The sequence below is a fragment of the Pseudomonas aestiva genome, assembly GCF_039908605.1.
GTDB lineage: Bacteria > Pseudomonadota > Gammaproteobacteria > Pseudomonadales > Pseudomonadaceae > Chryseomonas > Chryseomonas aestiva.
In genome coordinates this window covers 3,647,070-3,662,914 of sequence record NZ_CP150916.1, presented here as the reverse complement: position 1 = coordinate 3,662,914, position 15,845 = coordinate 3,647,070, and the positions used below count along the sequence as shown (strand labels likewise).

General features: G+C 66.9%; 14 protein-coding genes. 4 read left to right on the top strand and 10 right to left on the bottom strand.

Features of this window, described 5'->3' with window-relative positions:
- Positions 1–13: 13 nt before the first annotated feature.
- Both AABM56_RS16990 and leuA read right to left on the bottom strand, forming a co-directional pair.
- The gene (locus AABM56_RS16990; protein WP_347883539.1) at positions 14–3,325 is read right to left on the bottom strand and encodes an EAL domain-containing protein; all 3,312 of its coding nucleotides are present in this window, start codon (positions 3,323–3,325) and stop codon (positions 14–16) included.
- 140 nt (positions 3,326–3,465) lie between these two features.
- Positions 3,466–5,136, bottom strand: a complete 1,671-nt coding sequence (leuA, locus tag AABM56_RS16985) for a 2-isopropylmalate synthase (protein ID WP_133862752.1) — start codon at positions 5,134–5,136, stop codon at positions 3,466–3,468.
- A gap of 362 nt (positions 5,137–5,498) precedes the next feature.
- On the opposite strand from leuA, the gene AABM56_RS16980 reads away from it, so the two are divergent.
- A complete protein-coding gene (locus AABM56_RS16980) occupies positions 5,499–5,930 on the top strand; it encodes a DUF4174 domain-containing protein (protein WP_133862751.1) in 432 nt (143 codons plus the stop codon).
- A gap of 87 nt (positions 5,931–6,017) precedes the next feature.
- On the opposite strand, the gene AABM56_RS16975 is transcribed toward AABM56_RS16980, so the two are convergent.
- From AABM56_RS16975 to AABM56_RS16965, 3 genes are all read right to left on the bottom strand, one after another.
- The gene (locus tag AABM56_RS16975; protein WP_347883270.1) at positions 6,018–6,986 is read right to left on the bottom strand and encodes an IS110 family transposase; all 969 of its coding nucleotides are present in this window, start codon (positions 6,984–6,986) and stop codon (positions 6,018–6,020) included.
- 409 nt (positions 6,987–7,395) lie between these two features.
- A complete protein-coding gene (locus tag AABM56_RS16970) occupies positions 7,396–8,064 on the bottom strand; it encodes a glutathione S-transferase family protein (RefSeq protein ID WP_133863197.1) in 669 nt (222 codons plus the stop codon).
- A gap of 27 nt (positions 8,065–8,091) precedes the next feature.
- Positions 8,092–9,372 (bottom strand): mechanosensitive ion channel family protein, encoded by a 1,281-nt coding sequence (locus tag AABM56_RS16965; RefSeq protein ID WP_347883538.1) that lies wholly within the window; start codon positions 9,370–9,372, stop codon positions 8,092–8,094.
- Between the two features lie 112 nt (positions 9,373–9,484).
- Here AABM56_RS16965 and AABM56_RS16960 point away from each other — a divergent pair, with 112 nt between their 5' ends.
- Positions 9,485–9,874 (top strand): DUF6491 family protein, encoded by a 390-nt coding sequence (locus AABM56_RS16960; protein WP_133863195.1) that lies wholly within the window; start codon positions 9,485–9,487, stop codon positions 9,872–9,874.
- 74 nt (positions 9,875–9,948) lie between these two features.
- Here AABM56_RS16960 and AABM56_RS16955 read toward each other — a convergent pair whose 3' ends face one another.
- The 3 genes from AABM56_RS16955 to AABM56_RS16945 form a co-directional block, all read right to left on the bottom strand.
- Positions 9,949–10,155: a hypothetical protein gene (locus AABM56_RS16955; RefSeq protein WP_133863194.1), complete on the bottom strand. Its 207-nt coding sequence runs from the start codon at positions 10,153–10,155 to the stop codon at positions 9,949–9,951.
- 98 nt (positions 10,156–10,253) lie between these two features.
- A complete protein-coding gene (locus AABM56_RS16950) occupies positions 10,254–11,075 on the bottom strand; it encodes a peptidoglycan DD-metalloendopeptidase family protein (RefSeq protein ID WP_347883537.1) in 822 nt (273 codons plus the stop codon).
- Between the two features lie 76 nt (positions 11,076–11,151).
- A complete protein-coding gene (locus AABM56_RS16945) occupies positions 11,152–12,258 on the bottom strand; it encodes an L-dopachrome tautomerase-related protein (RefSeq protein ID WP_347883536.1) in 1,107 nt (368 codons plus the stop codon).
- A gap of 158 nt (positions 12,259–12,416) precedes the next feature.
- On the opposite strand from AABM56_RS16945, the gene AABM56_RS16940 reads away from it, so the two are divergent.
- Positions 12,417–12,596 carry a hypothetical protein gene (locus AABM56_RS16940; RefSeq protein ID WP_133863191.1) on the top strand — a complete coding sequence of 60 codons (180 nt, stop codon included), beginning with the start codon at positions 12,417–12,419 and terminating at the stop codon, positions 12,594–12,596.
- An 11-nt stretch (positions 12,597–12,607) separates the two neighbouring features.
- Here AABM56_RS16940 and AABM56_RS16935 read toward each other — a convergent pair whose 3' ends face one another.
- Both AABM56_RS16935 and xseA read right to left on the bottom strand, forming a co-directional pair.
- On the bottom strand, positions 12,608–13,645 hold the full coding sequence (locus AABM56_RS16935) for a purine nucleoside permease (protein WP_133863190.1): 1,038 nt from the start codon (positions 13,643–13,645) through the stop codon (positions 12,608–12,610).
- A 73-nt stretch (positions 13,646–13,718) separates the two neighbouring features.
- The gene (gene xseA / locus AABM56_RS16930; protein ID WP_133863189.1) at positions 13,719–15,098 is read right to left on the bottom strand and encodes an exodeoxyribonuclease VII large subunit; all 1,380 of its coding nucleotides are present in this window, start codon (positions 15,096–15,098) and stop codon (positions 13,719–13,721) included.
- Positions 15,099–15,200: 102 nt separating this feature from the next.
- Here xseA and AABM56_RS16925 point away from each other — a divergent pair, with 102 nt between their 5' ends.
- The gene (locus AABM56_RS16925; RefSeq protein WP_133863188.1) at positions 15,201–15,752 is read left to right on the top strand and encodes a sugar ABC transporter ATPase; all 552 of its coding nucleotides are present in this window, start codon (positions 15,201–15,203) and stop codon (positions 15,750–15,752) included.
- Positions 15,753–15,845: the final 93 nt, after the last annotated feature.

Genomic DNA, 15,845 nt, shown 5'->3' with positions numbered 1-15,845 from the left:
CGATGGCCGCGGCTCAAGGTTCGAGGCGTGATGACCCCGGCCACTCCCGCAGGGGAAGGGGTTTGCCGAGGGCGTAGCCCTGGGCGTAGTCGACGCCGATGGTGCCGAGCAATTCGAAGGTGGCCTGGGATTCGACGAATTCGGCGATGGTCTCGGCGCCCAGGTGATGGGCGACCTGGTTGATGGACTCGACGATGGCGCGATCCAGCGGATCCTGATCGAGGGTGCGGATGAAGCTGCCGTCGATCTTCACGTAGTCGACGCGGAAGTGCTTGAGGTAGGCGAAGGAGCTGAGGCCGGCGCCGAAGTCGTCCAGGGCGATGCGGCAGCCGCGTTCGCGGACCTGGCTGATGAGCGCGGAGGCCACCGAGAGCTTGTTGATCACCGCGGTCTCGGTCAGCTCGAAGAGCAGGCGCTGCGGATCCAGCGGCGAGGCGGCGATCAGCTCCAGCAATTCGGGCAGAAAGTCGGGATCGCTCAGGCTGTTGCCCGAGAGGTTGATGCCCACGTGCAGCTCGGGTCGTTCCTGCAGCCAGGGCACCAGCTCGACCAGCACCTGACGCACCACCCAGCGGTCGATGCTGCTCATCAGGCCGAAGCGTTCGGCGGCCGGGATGAAGGTGGCCGGCGAGATCAGCTGACCCTGGACATCGCGCAGGCGCAGCAGCAGCTCGACGTGCTGCGCGGTGCTGCCGGTGGCGCGAGTGGGGACGATGGTCTGGGCGTGGAGCTCGAAGCGGTGCTGCTCCAGGGCCTCGCGCAGGCCGCTGGCCATGAGGATCTCGCGGTGCTGGCGCTCCACGTCCTCGCTGCCGGCGCGATAGAGCGCCGCGCGATTGCGCCCGGCGTGCTTGGCGGTGTAGCAGGCCACGTCGGCCTGGCTCATCAATTCGGCCGGGCTGCGGGTCTCGGCGGTGATGGCGACGATGCCGGCACTGGCGCCGACGTCGTAGATCCGGTTCTGCCAGTTGAAGCGTACGGCACCTATGCTGGCGATGAGTTTTTCGGCGACGGCCTCGGCCTGTACCAGGTCGCAGTCGCGCAGCAGCAGCGCGAATTCGTCGCCACCGATGCGCGCCACCGCGTCCGAGCCACGCAGGGAATCGCGCAGCAGGGTGCCCAGTTCGCGCAGCAGCAGGTCGCCGGCGGCATGGCCGGCGGAGTCGTTGACCACCTTGAAGCGGTCCAGGTCGATGAAGCACAGGGCATGCTGGGTGGTGCCGGCCTGGGCCTGCTGCCAGGCGGCGTCCAGCTCCTGCTCGAACTTCAGGCGGTTGTAGAGACCGGTAAGGGCGTCGTGGGAGGCGTTGTAGCTCAGCTCGCGCTGCAGGTTGCGGGCATGGGTGACGTTCTGGAACACCAGCACCGCGCCGATGATGTGGCCATCCACCGTGCGTACCGGTGCGGCGGAGTCCTGCACCTCGTGTCTTTCGCCCTGGCGGCTGAGCAGCACCGCGCCTTCGTCCAGCGAGGTGATAGTCTGCTCGCGCAGGCAGCGGGTCACCGGACTGGGCAGCACCTCGTCGCTCTGGCTGTCGTGGATACGGAAGACCTCTTCGTGGGGTCGACCCTGGGCATCCGCCAGCGACCAGCCGGTCAGCTGTTCGGCGACCGGATTGAGAAAGAGGATGCGGCCGTCCATGTCGGTGGTCAGCACGGCGTCGGCGATGGAGGCCAGGGTGACCTGCAGCCGTTCCTTTTCCTCGTAGAGCGCCGTGGTCAGCTGGTGGTGCTCGGTGACGTCGCGGTTGCTGCCGACCAGGCGTACATGACCGTCGGCCTCGACCACCGAGATCAGCTCGGAACGGATATGGCGGACCTCGCCGCCGGGACCGCCACGGTTGATGCGGAAGTTGAAGGTGTAGAACATCGACTCGCTGACGACCTTCTCGAACACCTCCAGCGAGCGCGCCTTGTCGTCCGGGTGGATGAAGGTGAGCCAGAAGTCCATGTCCCGGCTGAGATTGTCGGGGGCGATGCCATAGAGATCGCGCAGCCGGGCATCGGCATTGAAGCCCGGACTGCGGGTGTCCCATTCCCAGATGCCCACGTTGCTGGCACGGATGGCCAGTTGCAGCCGCTCGCGCAGCCTGGCGTTGGTCGCCTCTGCGCGGCGCTGGGCGTCGATGTCGCGGGCCTGCAGCAGATAGCCGGTGAGCAGATCGCCGTCGTCATGGTCGGGCGACAGTGCCAGTTGCATCCACAGCCCCTGGCCGTCGCGGTGCAGCAGACGGCGGGTCTGTTCGCCTTCCTCGATCGTCAGGGACTCTTCGGCGTCGGCGATCAACTCCTTGAGCAAGCGGCCGTCGAGACTGTGGCGCGGATAGCCGAGCATGGCCTCCAGGGCCAGGTTCACCTGGCTCAGGCGGCCCTCCACCGACAGCAGCGCCATGCCATAGGGCGCGGCGCTCAGGGCATGGCGAAAGCGCGCCTCGTTGCGCGCCAGGCGCTGGTTGTGATGACGGCTCTGCTGCACGGCGGCGGCCAGCAGCAGCGGTGGAATCTGCATCAGGGCCACGGGAATGTAGGTCAGGGCTTCCTGTACCAGGGAGGCGCCGCGGACACCGAGCAGATAACCGTGGGCCACCAGGTAGGTGAAGATCAGGATGTTCAGGCCGCCCACCACCGCGGTACCCGCGGCGCTGAGCCTCAGGGTCATCAGCAGCAGCAGGGTGGAGACGTAGACGAAGGGATAGGGCACGTAGGCCAGCAGGGCGAGCACCAGCCCGGGGCTGATCAGCAGCAGGACGACGAATTCGCGGGCGCCCTGGCGGCTGAACTGCTGCCAGTGCAGCGGACGGCGGAGAAAGGCCAGGGGCATCACCACCAGCAGGCCGAGGGCGTCCCCGAGGTACCAGTGCAAGGCGACCCGCAGCAGCTCGGGATTGCCCTGCTGGGCGGCGATCAGCGTTCCCAGGGCGGTGCCGGGCAGGGGCGTCACCAGTACACCGTAGAACAGCAGTCGGCCCATGGCCGCGACATTGCGTTCGGGATGGAGGATGCGATCGTGCAGCAGCCAGGTGCCGAACAGGATCTCGGCCAGATTGGGTAGGGAATAGAGCGCGCCGATGGCCGGCTGGCCGCTGAAGGGCAGCTCGGCCAGGGTGCCGGCCAGCCAGATCGCCAGCAGTTGCAGCGGCCAGCGGCGGGGCGCCGAGCGCAGCAGCCAGGCGATCGCCAGGCCATTGGGCAGCCAGAGGGTGGCCACGGTGGTGGACGCCTGGCGGGTGAAGAGGATGCACAGGACCGAGCTGAGCAGGAACAGCAGTGCCAGCGCGGTGGCGTCACGCAGCGGAGAGGTATTTCGCGACAGAGTGGAAGTCATTGCCTATCCAGACACGCTGCTCGGCCGGCAGGTGCCGGGCAGACGAGACGATCCCGAAGAAGCGGGGAGTATCTCCGCTGGTTGGCCATAAAAAAAGGGAATACCGGTCGGTATTCCCTTGGGCTTGACCAACGTCAGCGTCAGGCGGCCTTGGCCTGGGCCTGAGTGACCGCGCGGTTCAGGGCGCTGAGCAGGGCGCGGAAGCTGGCGGTGGTGATGTTCTCGTCGATGCCGATGCCATGCAGCGGACGCTGGCCTTCCAGGCGGACCTCGATGTAGGAGGCGGCCTTGGCGTTGGCGCCGGCGCCGATGGAGTGCTCGTGGTAGTCCATGATCTCCACCGCCTGGGGCAGGCTGGCGACCAGGGCTTCCAGCGGGCCTTTGGCGGTGCCGTGCCAATGCTCGGTACGACCCTCGACGGCGACCTTGATGTCGACGGTGGAGGTGCCGTCTTCCTCGCGCAGCTTGTGGCTGACCAGGGCATAGGGGCTCTTGGCCTGCAGGTATTCCTGTTCGAGCAGGGCATGGATCTGCGCCGCGCTCATCTCCAGGCCCAGGCGATCGGTCTCGCGCTGCACCACCTGGCTGAATTCGATCTGCATGCGACGCGGCAGGCTGATGCCGTATTCCTGCTCCAGCAGGAAGGCGATGCCGCCCTTGCCCGACTGGCTGTTGACACGGATGACCGCCTCGTAGTCGCGGCCGATGTCGGCCGGGTCGATGGGCAGGTAGGGGACCTCCCAGAGGGCGTCCGGCTTCTGCTGGGCGAAGCCCTTGCGGATGGCATCCTGGTGGGAGCCGGAGAAGGCGGTATGGACCAGGTCGCCGACATAGGGGTGACGCGGGTGCACCGGCAGCTGGTTGCACTCCTCGACGGTCTTGCGCACGGCGTCGATGTCGGAGAAGTCCAGCTCGGGATCGACGCCCTGGGTGTAGAGGTTGAGCGCCAGGGTCACCAGGCAGACGTTGCCGGTGCGCTCGCCGTTGCCGAACAGGCAGCCTTCGACGCGATCGGCGCCGGCCATCACCGCCAGTTCCGAGGCGGCCACGCCGGTGCCGCGATCGTTATGGGTGTGGACGCTGATCAGCACGCTGTCGCGGCGGTCGATGTGGCGACCGAACCACTCGATCTGGTCGGCGTAGTTGTTGGGCGTGGCGCACTCGATGGTGGCCGGGAGGTTGAGGATCAGCTTGTTGGCTGGGGTCGGTGCGAACACCGCGATCACCGCGTTGCACACCTCGACGGCGAAGTCGGTCTCGGTGGAGCTGAACACCTCGGGGGAATACTCGAAGCCCCACTGGGTCTCCGGCCGCTCGGCGGCCAGGCGCACGATGGTCTGGCCGGCGGCCACGGCGATGGCCTTGACACCGGCCTTGTCCTGGCCGAAGACGATGCGGCGGAAGCTCGGCGCGCAGGCGTTGTAGTAGTGGACGATGGCGCGCTTGGCGCCCTTGAGCGATTCGAAGGTGCGCTCGATGAGGTCGTCACGGGCCTGGGTCAGCACCTGGATGGTGACGTCGTCGGGGATATGACCGCCCTCGATCAGCTCGCGGACGAAGTCGAAGTCGGTCTGGGAGGCGGAGGGAAAGCCCACCTCGATCTCCTTCAGGCCCACGGCGACCAGGCACTTGAAGAAGGCCATCTTCTTCTCGGCATCCATCGGCTCGATCAGCGACTGGTTGCCGTCGCGCAGGTCGGTGGACAGCCAGATCGGCGCCTTGTCGATGACCTTGTCCGGCCAGGTACGGTCGGGCAGGGCGACGGGCGTGAAGGGACGGTACTTCTGCGAGGGATCTTTGAGCATGGTCATGGGGATTCTTTCCTTGGGCGGGGTCGGGACTTACGAAGCGAACGCGGTCGAGCTTCGCAGTCGTGGACTGACCAGTCGCAGGCAGCGGTGCTGCCGGAGGAGGATGAGGGTATGGGCGTTGTGCATGGCGCTAACGTTAGTCCGCCGAGGGCAGGTCTCGCAATGTTCTTTTTAAAATTGGCAGAAATGTTCGCATAAGGGGTTTTGGTGGGGATTTATTGCTGGTTGCGGCTGTGTATTGGTGATTTATAAATTGGAGGAGAGGTTTTTTTGTGTAACCCGAGATCGCCGGAGCGACCCCTGGCGCCGGGCCGGGGTCAATGCTGGACGATTCCCGGCAACCGAACGAAAGGAAGGCGTCCATGAAGACTCTCGCACTGGTAGGCCTGGCGACCACCCTGGTCGCCGGTCTGGCCTCGACGGCCCAGGCGGCCGACAACCCTCTGGAGGCGGAACGCTGGAAGACGCGACCACTGATCCTGGTCGCGCCGACGGCCAATGATCCCCAGGTCGCGAAGCTCCGCGAGGAACTGGCGCAGCCGGCCAACCGCGAAGCCTTCGTCGAGCGCGAGATGGTGCTCTATACGGTGGTGGGCGACGCTGGTAGTCGCAACGACGAGCCGCTGCGGCCGGAGCAGACCCGGGCCCTGCTCAAGGCGCTGGACGCCCGTACCGGCCAGCCGGCGACGCTCTATCTGGTCGGCAAGGACGGCGGGGTCAAGGTGCGAGAGCAGCAGGGGTGGTCGCTCAAGGCGCTGTTCGGCACGGTCGACCGGATGCCGATGCGGCGGTAGGGCAGGAACCTCACCCCAGTCCTCTCCCGGGGGGAGAGGGGGTTTTCCGAGACCAGCCGGACGCCGTGTAGATACCGTCTTCGCCCCTCAGTGTGCAATCGCTAAAGCAGGATCGAAAGGCTTGCCCGATTTGAGCACGCCATAGGCGATGGTCAGCAGCTTGCGCATGGCGGCACAGACGGTTTGTTTACCTTTCTTCCCCCTGGTTTTCAGACGCTCGGCTTGCGCCTTGATAGCCGGGTTGTAGGTCAGCGCCACGACGGCGGGTAGGTATAGCGCACTTCGTAAGCGGACCGATCCCATGCGCGAGATGCCGGTATGGCCGCGGTAAAGACCTGATTCCTGTAGGCGTGGGTTCAAACCGGCAAAGGCGGTCACGGCGCGGGCATCGGCGAAGCGACCGATATCGCCGAGCTCCGCCAGGATCAGGGCGGCGGTCTTGTCGGCGATGCCGTCTATGCTCACCAGCAGATCACGTTTGCCGCGCAGGTCCGGGTCATCGTCGATATGCCGTTTGATCTGTTCGAGCGTCCAGGCGATCTGCTCATCGAGCCGCTGCACGACCGCCTGGATCGAGTTTTGGACTTTTTCCGGGCTGACCTCGAGCCGATTGAGCTCCATCTGCCGTAGCGATTGGAGATCCTCCAGGCGCCGGGTCAGCGCGCGAAGCGTGCGGATGGACACAGGCTCCGGGTGCCAGGCCCGCAGGCTGTCTTCATGCCGCTGGCCATAGGTGGCGATCAGCTTGGCGTCGAGTTTGTCCGTCTTGCTGCGCTGCAACTGGCTTTGCGCATAGCGAGCGATCTGTGCCGGATTGAGCACGGCGATTCGGTAGCCCAGCGCATGGAAATGCTCGGCGAGCGCTTCGTGATAGGTGCCTGTGGCCTCCATCACGATCCAAGCGCCTGGCTCGGCATGCTGTTGCAGCCAGTCGGCAAAGACCGCGAAGCCTGACGGATCATTGCTCAGCCTGCCCTTGGTCCGGTGCTTGCCATTGGATTGCAGGATCGCCAGATCGAAGCTGCGCTTGGCGATATCAACACCGATTACGGCCATGATGTCTCCTCCTTCAGATGCGACACGATCACGTCATCCCGTCCAACCTTGTGCAATACGAGCTCTGGAGGCTCTAGATACCGTTCGGACTCGGGGATGGGTGTGGAGGAGGCGGCCTATCTACGTTGCAAGCTCAAAGGCTTAAGGGTGGACACGGCCTGCCATCCTCCCCCGATGATCAGTCGGGGACTATGCCCCCCTAAGGAGGCTGTCGTCGAGATACAAGGGTGGACAACGGCGTAGCCTTGTCCACGCGGCTAAGGCACCGGGCCGTCAGTGGAAAACGCTGGCGCGGTTTTCCACGCTACGGGGCTGGAGTTTCCCCCTCACCCCAGCCTTTCCCCGAGGGAGAGGAGGCGCAGGACCCTAGGTTGGGTTGAGCGTTTAGCGCGGCCCAACAGACCCAGCTTCAGGCGTAGACGTAGGGCCCGCCCTGTTCCAGCGCGCGCTGGTAGGCCGGACGGGCATGGATGCGCTTGAGGAAGTCCACCAGCTTGGGGCGCTTGCCGTTGTCCAGACCGGCGCGGCTGGCGGCGGCTTCCAGCGGGAAGCTGAGCTGGATGTCGGCCGCGGTGAAGCGGTCGCCGACGAACCAGCCGCTGGCGCCCAGCTGGCTTTCCAGGTAGTCCAGGTGCAGGTCCAGTTGCGGCTGGATGAAGCTCGCGGTGGCCTTGGCGGCGATGCCCTTGGCGATGGGCCTGGCGAAGAAGGGCATGGGCGAGGTGGCGATGCGGTCGAACACCAGCTTGAGCAGCAGCGGCGTCATGGCCGAGCCTTCGGCGTAGTGCAGCCAGTAGGTGTAGCGCACGAACTCCGGACTGTCCTGGGCGGGCAGCAGTTGCGGCCCGTAGCGCCGTGCCAGGTAGTCGACGATGGCGCCGGATTCGGCCAGGGTCAGCTCACCGTCGACGATCACCGGCGACTTGCCCAGCGGATGCACCTTGCGCAGCTCCGGCGGGGCGAACAGGCCGCCCGCCGCTCTCTCGTAGCGCTGCACCCGATACTCGATGCCGAGCTCTTCGAGCAGCCAGAGCACCCGCTGGGAGCGGGAGTTGTTCAGGTGGTGGACGACGATCATGGTCTTTCCTTAGGCCGGGGCGGGCGATCAGGGCGCCGGGGTGCCCGGTTCGCCGAGGGAGGTCATGGCCTCGCGCGGTTCCAGCCGCCCGCGGAAGTCGCGTCCGCTCGGGTGCTGGAACACATGGAGGCCGAATTCCGGGAGGATGGAGAGCAGGTGATCGAAGATGTCCCCCTGGATGCCCTCATATTGCGCCCACACCGTGGTGTTGGTGAAGCAGTAGATCTCCACCGGCAGACCCTCGCCGGAGAGCGGCATCTGGCGGACCAGCATGGTCATGCCTTGATGCACCCCGGGATGGGCGCGCAGGTAGCGTTCGACATAGGCGCGAAAGGTCCCCAGGTTGGTGACCCGGCGGGTGTTGACCGGCTCCTGGCCGCGCTTTTCCAGCTTGCGATTCCAGTCCGCCAGTTCCTGCTCCTTGGCGGTGAGGTAGTCGTCCAGCAGGTTGAAGCGGTGCAGGTGCTCGCGCTCGGCGTCGCTGAGGAAGTGCACGCTGTTCTGGTCGATGTTGAGCGCGCGCTTGATCCGGCGGCCACCGGCTTCCTGCATGCCGCGGTAGTTGCGGAAGGAGTCGGTGATGAATCTCTTCGTGGGGATGGTGGTGATGGTCTTGTCGAAGTTCTGCACCTTGACCGTGTGCAGGGCGATGTCGATGACGTCGCCATCGGCGTTGAGCTGGGGCATCTCGATCCAGTCGCCGACGCGGATGATGTCGTTGCTGGAGATCTGCACGCTGGCCACCAGGGAGAGCAGGGTGTCCTGGAAGATCAGCAGCAGCACCGCGGCCATGGCGCCGAGGCCGGAGAGCAGGATCAGCGGCGAGCGATCGATCAGGGTAGCGATCATCAGGATGACCGCGATGGCGTAGATGACGATCTTGCTGACCTGGACATAGCCCTTGATCGGCTTGAGCCGCGCCGAGGGCCGGCGCGAATAGAGCACGTTGACCACGTTCAGGGCGCTGCCCAGGGCCAGGGCGATGGTCAGCACGATGAAGGCGCTGCAGACGTTCTGCACCACGGTGACCAGGGCCCCGGGCCGCCCGGGCACCAGTTCGATGCCGATCGACAGCACCAGGGCCGGGACGATGTTGGCCAGCCTACCGATGACGCGATGGTGATTGAGTTCGTGATCCTGACCGAAGGAGGTGCTGCGCAGCAGGCGATAGAAGCCGCGCACCAGGATGCGCTTGACGATCCAGTTGAGCACCCAGGCTGCCAGCAGCAGGCCGAGGCAGGCGACCAGGGTAATTAGTTGCGGGTGTTTTTCGAGATCGTCGATCAGGTTGGTCAGGGCCGTGGGCATAGGGGGTCTCTTGACGGGATACTACGGACGCCACGTTAGCAAAGCTGCGCCCCGCTTGCCGTATTCGGCGCCCGGGGTCGGTCCAAGGTTCAGCCCTTCCAGGAAAATTTCCATGCGCGTCCTCCCTGCCTTTTTTACCCTCGTCGCCGTGCTGCTGCTCGCCGGTTGCGCCGGGCGTCCCTTCGGACCGCCGACCCTGGACGATCGCCTGGCCGAACTCGGCTATCGGCAGGGTGCGGCCATGGACACCATTCTGGGCTTCGACCTCTCCGGCTGGCACTACCTGGATACCCGGCACCTGGCGCTGGGGACGGGATTGGGCCGCGCCTATCTGGTGGATTTCGCCGTGCCCTGTCGCAACCTGGCCGCCGGCAATCGCCTCGGCTATCGCTCGCGCGCCGCCGGCCTGCGTCCGGGCGACTTCCTGGTGTCCACCGATGCCCGGGGCAGCCGGATGGAGTGCCCCATCGGCGGCCTGTATCGCCTCGATCCCGTGCGCTGAGTGGCGCAGGGCTGACCAGCTCGCACAGCCCGGAATCCGGTTGTGGCCGGCGATCCGTCTTGCCTGCGAGCGGCCTAGCGCTCCACCGGCTCGCGCTTCTTCCACCAGCCGCCGAACAGGCCGACCGGATAGATCGTCGCCATGACGACGAAGACCACCCAGGTGCGCCAGGACCAGGCCGACAGCACGAAGCCCTGGGAGAAGCCCACCAGCAGGTAGCAGGCCGCGGTGACCAGCAGGATGCTGCCGAGGGCGCTGCCGAAGCGAGGTCTTGGGGTCATGGCGGCGGTTCCAGGTCGGGCCAGAGGAGGGCGTCCCTTTTAAGCCAGCGCCGGACGCCTGGCAATGCCCCCGACTGCAACCAATTGTTTGCTGCCGGTCAGGGCTTGAAGGCGCCGATGAAGATGCTCGGGTCGACCCGCACGTCATTGAGACTGACGTTCCAGTGCAGATGCGGACCCGTGGCGCGGCCGGTGCTGCCGACGCGGCCGACCACGCCGCCGCGCGGGACCTCCTGGCCGATCTGGACATCGATGCGCGAGAGGTGGCAGAACATGCTGATCAGGCCCTGGCCGTGATCGACGAACACCGTCTTGCCATTGAAGAAGTAGTCACCCACCAGTACCACCTTTCCAGCGGCCGGGGCCTTGACCGGCGTGCCGGCGGGCACGGCGAAGTCCAGCCCTGAATGCGGGTTGCGTTCCTGGCCGTTGAATAAGCGGCGCAGGCCGAAGGGGCTGGAGAGCGGACCCTCCACCGGCTTGTCCAGCAGCAGGTTGCTGGGCTGGTTCGGCGAGAACAGCCGGTAGGCGGCCTGCTGTTCGGCCAGTTCGCGCTCGAAGCGCTTGAGGTCCTCCGGGTTGGGCGTGACCTGGCGCTGGTTCTTCAGGGTGATGCGCTGCTCGGCGTAGTGCCGGCTGCCGACCGTGAAGGCCTGGGGCGCGGCGCCGGCGACCTCCAGCGGCTGGCGACCCGCGGCGGTGCCCAGGGGGATGCCGACGATGGCCACCCAGCCGTTGCCATCCTTGACCACCAGCACCGGCTTGCCCTGGTAGCGCACCCGCGGCGCGGCGTCACCCGGAATGGGGACCACGGCGACGCCGCCCGGCACGGGCTTGTCCAGCAGGCGTTGCAGATAGGTGCCCGCATGGGCGGGCAGGGTCAGCAGCAGGCAGCAGAGCAGGACGAACAGGCGGGGCATGGGCGCATCCGGTGGCGAAAACGCCCATGCTGGAGCAGGCGAGGGCCCCGGGGCAAGGTGCCCCAGGCCCCCTTGGTCAGTTGGGGACGATCTTGTAGAGCACGGTTTCCAGCGCCGGCTTCTGCTTGGGATCGAAGAAGCTCATCTCGGGGATACGCGAATCCGTGACATAGACGGTGCCATCCGGACCACGGCCGAAGGTGTCCGGCCAGACCAGTTTCTTGTCCTGCACCAGGGTGGTGAGCTGGCCGTTCTCGCGGATCTTCACCGCATGCTCTTCCACCGCGCTGACATAGAGGCGCCCTTGCGGGTCCATCAGCAGGCCATCGGCCGGACCGTTCTCGCCGACCTTTTCCACCTTGGCCGGCAGGCTGCCGAGTTCGTCGCCCTGCAACGCCGCGGTAGGAATGCGGTAGAGGGTATTGCCCTTGACCGCCTGCCAGTAGAGGTAGTCGCCGGCCGGGGAGAGGGCGATGCCGTCGGCGGAGAATTCCACGCCACGGCCATCCGGACGCACCAGCGGCTCGCCATCGGCCTTGACCTTGACGCCCTTCTCGGCCTGGGTGCTCGGATCGCCATCCAGGGCGCGGCGGGCCTTGCCGCTCTCCAGATCCAGCACCACTAGGGCGCCGCGGGCACCGGAGTCGGTGATATAGGCGTGGCGGCCATCCGGGCTGAATCTGACGTCATTGAGGTAGCTGCCCTGGGGTGCCACGCTCTCGTCCAGGGCGTAGACCTTGCTCACCTGGTTGCTGGCCAGGTCGATCTTGACCAGCTTGGGTGCGCCGGGCACCACCAGCGCCTGGGCCGGAGCGCCCGGGTCGATCACCCAGAGACTGCCACGACCGTCGGCCACCACGGATTGCACGCAGACCCAGTGGTTGCCCGGGGTCAGCTCGTCGCGCTTGGCATTGCGCCAGCCGTTCCAGGCCGGGTCCGGATAGGGCACCAGGCTGCCGTCGGGCTTGAGTTCGGCCACCGAGACCTCGCTGTCTTCGGTCCAGCGCGGGAAGTTGACGAAGATCCGTCCGCTCTCGCTGACGGTCACGCCGGTGACCTGGTGATCGAAGCTGGCGACCTTTTCCAGTTTGGCGCCGGATTCGGCGGCCAGGGCGAAGGGTGCCAGGGGCAGGGCGCTCAGCAGGGTGGCCAGGGCGAGGCGGGAGAGGGCAGGTCTGGGCATGGCGGATTCCTGATAGGTGACCGGAGAGGCCGGTCCTGCAGGTACGACTGCGCCATCCACCTGGAAGATCGCCAGGGCCGACAGCCGGCCGGCCTTGGCCTGCGCGGGAACGTCCGGGGAAATCCCGGGGTCCTCCTTCAAACCCCAGGGAGAAGACCATGCCTCGTCTGATCACCAGTAGCCTGGCGTTGCTGACCCTCGGCGCTCTGCTCGCCGGTTGCGACAAGTCACCGGAAAGGCCGCCATCCCAGCGCAGCGAGGTGGTACAGAAGAGCGCACCGGGTAGCGATCCGGCCGCCCAGTCACCCGAGCGGACCGTGGAGCAGCCCCGCCAGTAGGGCTCGGAGTCTCAGCTCGCCGGCACGCCCTTTTCCCAGGCGTCCCAGTGCTCGACGATCTCCTGCACCAGCGGATTGCCGGTGCGATAGAGATTTTCCAAAGCCGGGGCGAAACCGCCCTGCTTGGCGTAGTCGAGCAGATTGGCCACCTCGGAGGCGCCCTTGGCCGGACGGTCGAAGTCGGAGCCGGCGCGGACCACCGCCAGCCGTTGCAGGTCGACCTTGCCCAGGCGGCTGGCGCGCAGCAGCGCTTCGTAGGTGGCGTTGTCTTCCTGCTGGGTGGTGCAGTAGCGGCCCTGGCCATCGGTGACCAGGCGGGTCCATTCCTCGGCCCGTTCGGCGAGGCGGGTGCCGGAATACCAGGTATCGCCGGCCAGGGTGTCGCAACGGGTCACCACCGGCGGCTGGTTGGCCGGGGCGTAGTCGTAGGTCTGGCGCCAGGCCTTGGATTCCGCACTTTCCGTCAGCTCGGCCTGGCGGGACAGGGCATAGGCCTTGTCTCTCAGCCGCACATTGAGTTCGAACACCTCGGTCTTGTAGTCGAGCGGCGGTTTCTCGCCAGGCCCGCGGGTATTGATGCCCAGGTAACCAGTGGGCCAGTCCTTGGGCACGTCACGGGGATCGAGCTCCCACTGGATGCCGAAGTCGACCAGGTAGCGCGCCCAGGCGGTGGTGCCCAGGGTGCCTTCCTTGGGACTGATCCCGGCGATACCGGCGACCAGGAAGTAGGTGTGCTTGAGGTCGAATTTGGGCGACAGGGTCAGCGCCAGGGTCGAGGCGGCGGCGTTGGCATGCCCCATTCCAGTGGTCATCAGGCACACCCGTGCCTCATTGCAGAGCACATCGGGATAGTCGGCGGACAGCCCGTCGACGGCGACCTTGTGGGTGAGCTTGAGGCGATCGATCCAGGTCTGGGCCTCGGGGGCGAACATCGCCACGAGCATGACCTTGGGTTGCAGCGGCGCGGCGGGCGGGGTCGTGGCCTGGGCCGCGCCGGCCAGCAGGGCGGTGGTGAGGGGGAGCAGGGAAGCGCGCAGAAGGGAATGCATGGAGGGCCTCGGTAGGGGGAAATCCTGACCGAGGGTTCAAGATGCATGCCACCATCGGTCCGGGTTGGACCGATCAGTCCAACAGAGACAGAGTGGTGGGTTCCTGGTGATTGTCCAGTACCCGCACCGCCAATTCACCCTCGGCGAGCCGGGCAGTGAGCTTCTGCCCATTGGCGACCTCGGCGGCGGCACGCACGGCGTGACCGCGTTCGTCGAGCAGGATGCTGTAGCCGCGACCCAGGGTGGCCAGGGGGCTGACGATCTGCAGGGTCTGGACGGTACCGGCCAGGCGCTGCTGGCGCTCCTTCAGCTGCCGCTGCATGACCCGCGGCAGGCGTTCGGCCAGTTGCTCCAGCCGTTGGCGCAGCAGGACCAGCTGGCGCCCGGGATGCTGGCCGGCCAGGCGGGTGTCCAGGTGCGCCAGGCGATCGCGGCGGCGATTCTGGGCGATGACATAGGCGCGGCGCAGGCGCAGATCCAGGTCGTCCAGCCGTTGGGCCTGCTGGCGCAGCCGCTCGCCGGGATGACGCAGGCGCCGGCTGCAGGCGTCCAGGCGCAGCCGTTCGCGGGCCAGCCGTTCGCGCATGCGCAAGAGCAGTTGGCGATGCAGGCCGTCCAGGCGCTGGCGCAGGTCGGCGCTGTGGGGGGCGAGCAATTCCGCCGCCGCCGACGGGGTAGGGGCGCGGACATCGGCGACGAAGTCGGCGATGGAGACATCGGTCTCGTGCCCCACGGCGCTCACCACCGGGGTCTGGCAGGCGGCCAGGGCGCGGGCCACGGGTTCTTCGTTGAAGCACCAGAGGTCTTCCAGGGAGCCGCCGCCGCGCGCCAGGATCAGCGCATCGAAGCCCTGGCGATCGGCCAGTTGCAGGGCGCGGACGATCTGGGCAGTGGCCTCGCGGCCCTGCACCGCGGTGGGGATCAGCGTCAGTTCGACCTGGGGCGCCCGTCGCTTGAACACGCTGACGATGTCGCGGATCACCGCGCCGGTGGGCGAGGAGACGATGCCGATGCGCTGCGGATGGGCGGGCAGTGCGCGCTTGCGTTCGGCGGCGAACAGTCCTTCAGCGGCGAGGCGCTCCTTGAGCGCCTCGAAGGCCAGGCGCAGGGCGCCGTCGCCGGCCGGCTCGACGCTGTCGAGAATCAGCTGGTAGTCACCGCGGCCTTCGAACAGCGAGACCTTGCCGCGCACCTTGACCGCCAGGCCGTCGCGTAGCGCTTGGCGCACCCGGCTGGCGTGCTGGCGGAACAGCGCGCAACGCACCTGGGCCTGGCCGTCCTTCAAGGTGAAATAGAGGTGGCCCGAGGCGGGCTTGGCCAGGTTGGAGATCTCGCCCTCGACCCAGACCTGGGCGAAGACATCTTCCAGCAGCACCCGGGCGCGGCTGTTGAGCTGGCTGACGCTGAGCACCTCGCGATCGAGACCGAGGCGGGCGAAGGGGTCCTTGAACATGGGGCGCTTTCTGTGGCTTTCGTCGGCCTCACCTTAGCAGCTCTGGGCGTGCGGCGAGCAGCCCATTAAGCTGCGCGCCCCTTCCTTCGAGACGCGTGTTCCATGACCCTGCGCCAGACCATCCTCGCTCCCCGCATTTCCAGCCATCCGCGGGTGGAGCGCACCGCCGTGGAGATTCTCGGCTGGCTCGCCGCCAGCGGCGTGGTCAGGGCCGAGGCCTCGCCCTGCCTGCCCAGTCGCGGCCGGCGTGGCCATGCGCCGGGGCCGCGACTGACCGAGGTGCTGCGCCTGGCGCCAGGCATGGACGATCCGCGCGACTTCGCCGACGGCGGCCTGGAGATCGTCACCGAACGCTGCATCTTCACCCCGCTGGCCGGCTTCCAAGGCCGCGCCCGCTGCCCCGCCTGCCGCCGGGAGATTGGCGAGGCGCTGTTCGAGCACCTGGAAGTCTGGATGCCGGCGGAAAGCGACAACTTCGCCTGCCCGGAATGCGCTCACGAAGACGACATCAACGGCTTCGATTTCCCCCAGCCCTGCGCCTTTTCCGACCTGGGCTTCATCTTCAACCACTGGCCGGCGCGGGCCTTCGCCCCGGCCTTCCTGGAGGAATTCCGCCGACGCCTGGGGCAGCCGTTGGCGGTGGTGGAGGTGTAGGGGCGAGCGTTTTTAGCGCGGCCATGGCGGTCCGCGATAGCCCCGTAGGGTGGAAAACCGCACAGCGTTTTCCACCGGGCCTAGGTGCCTGAC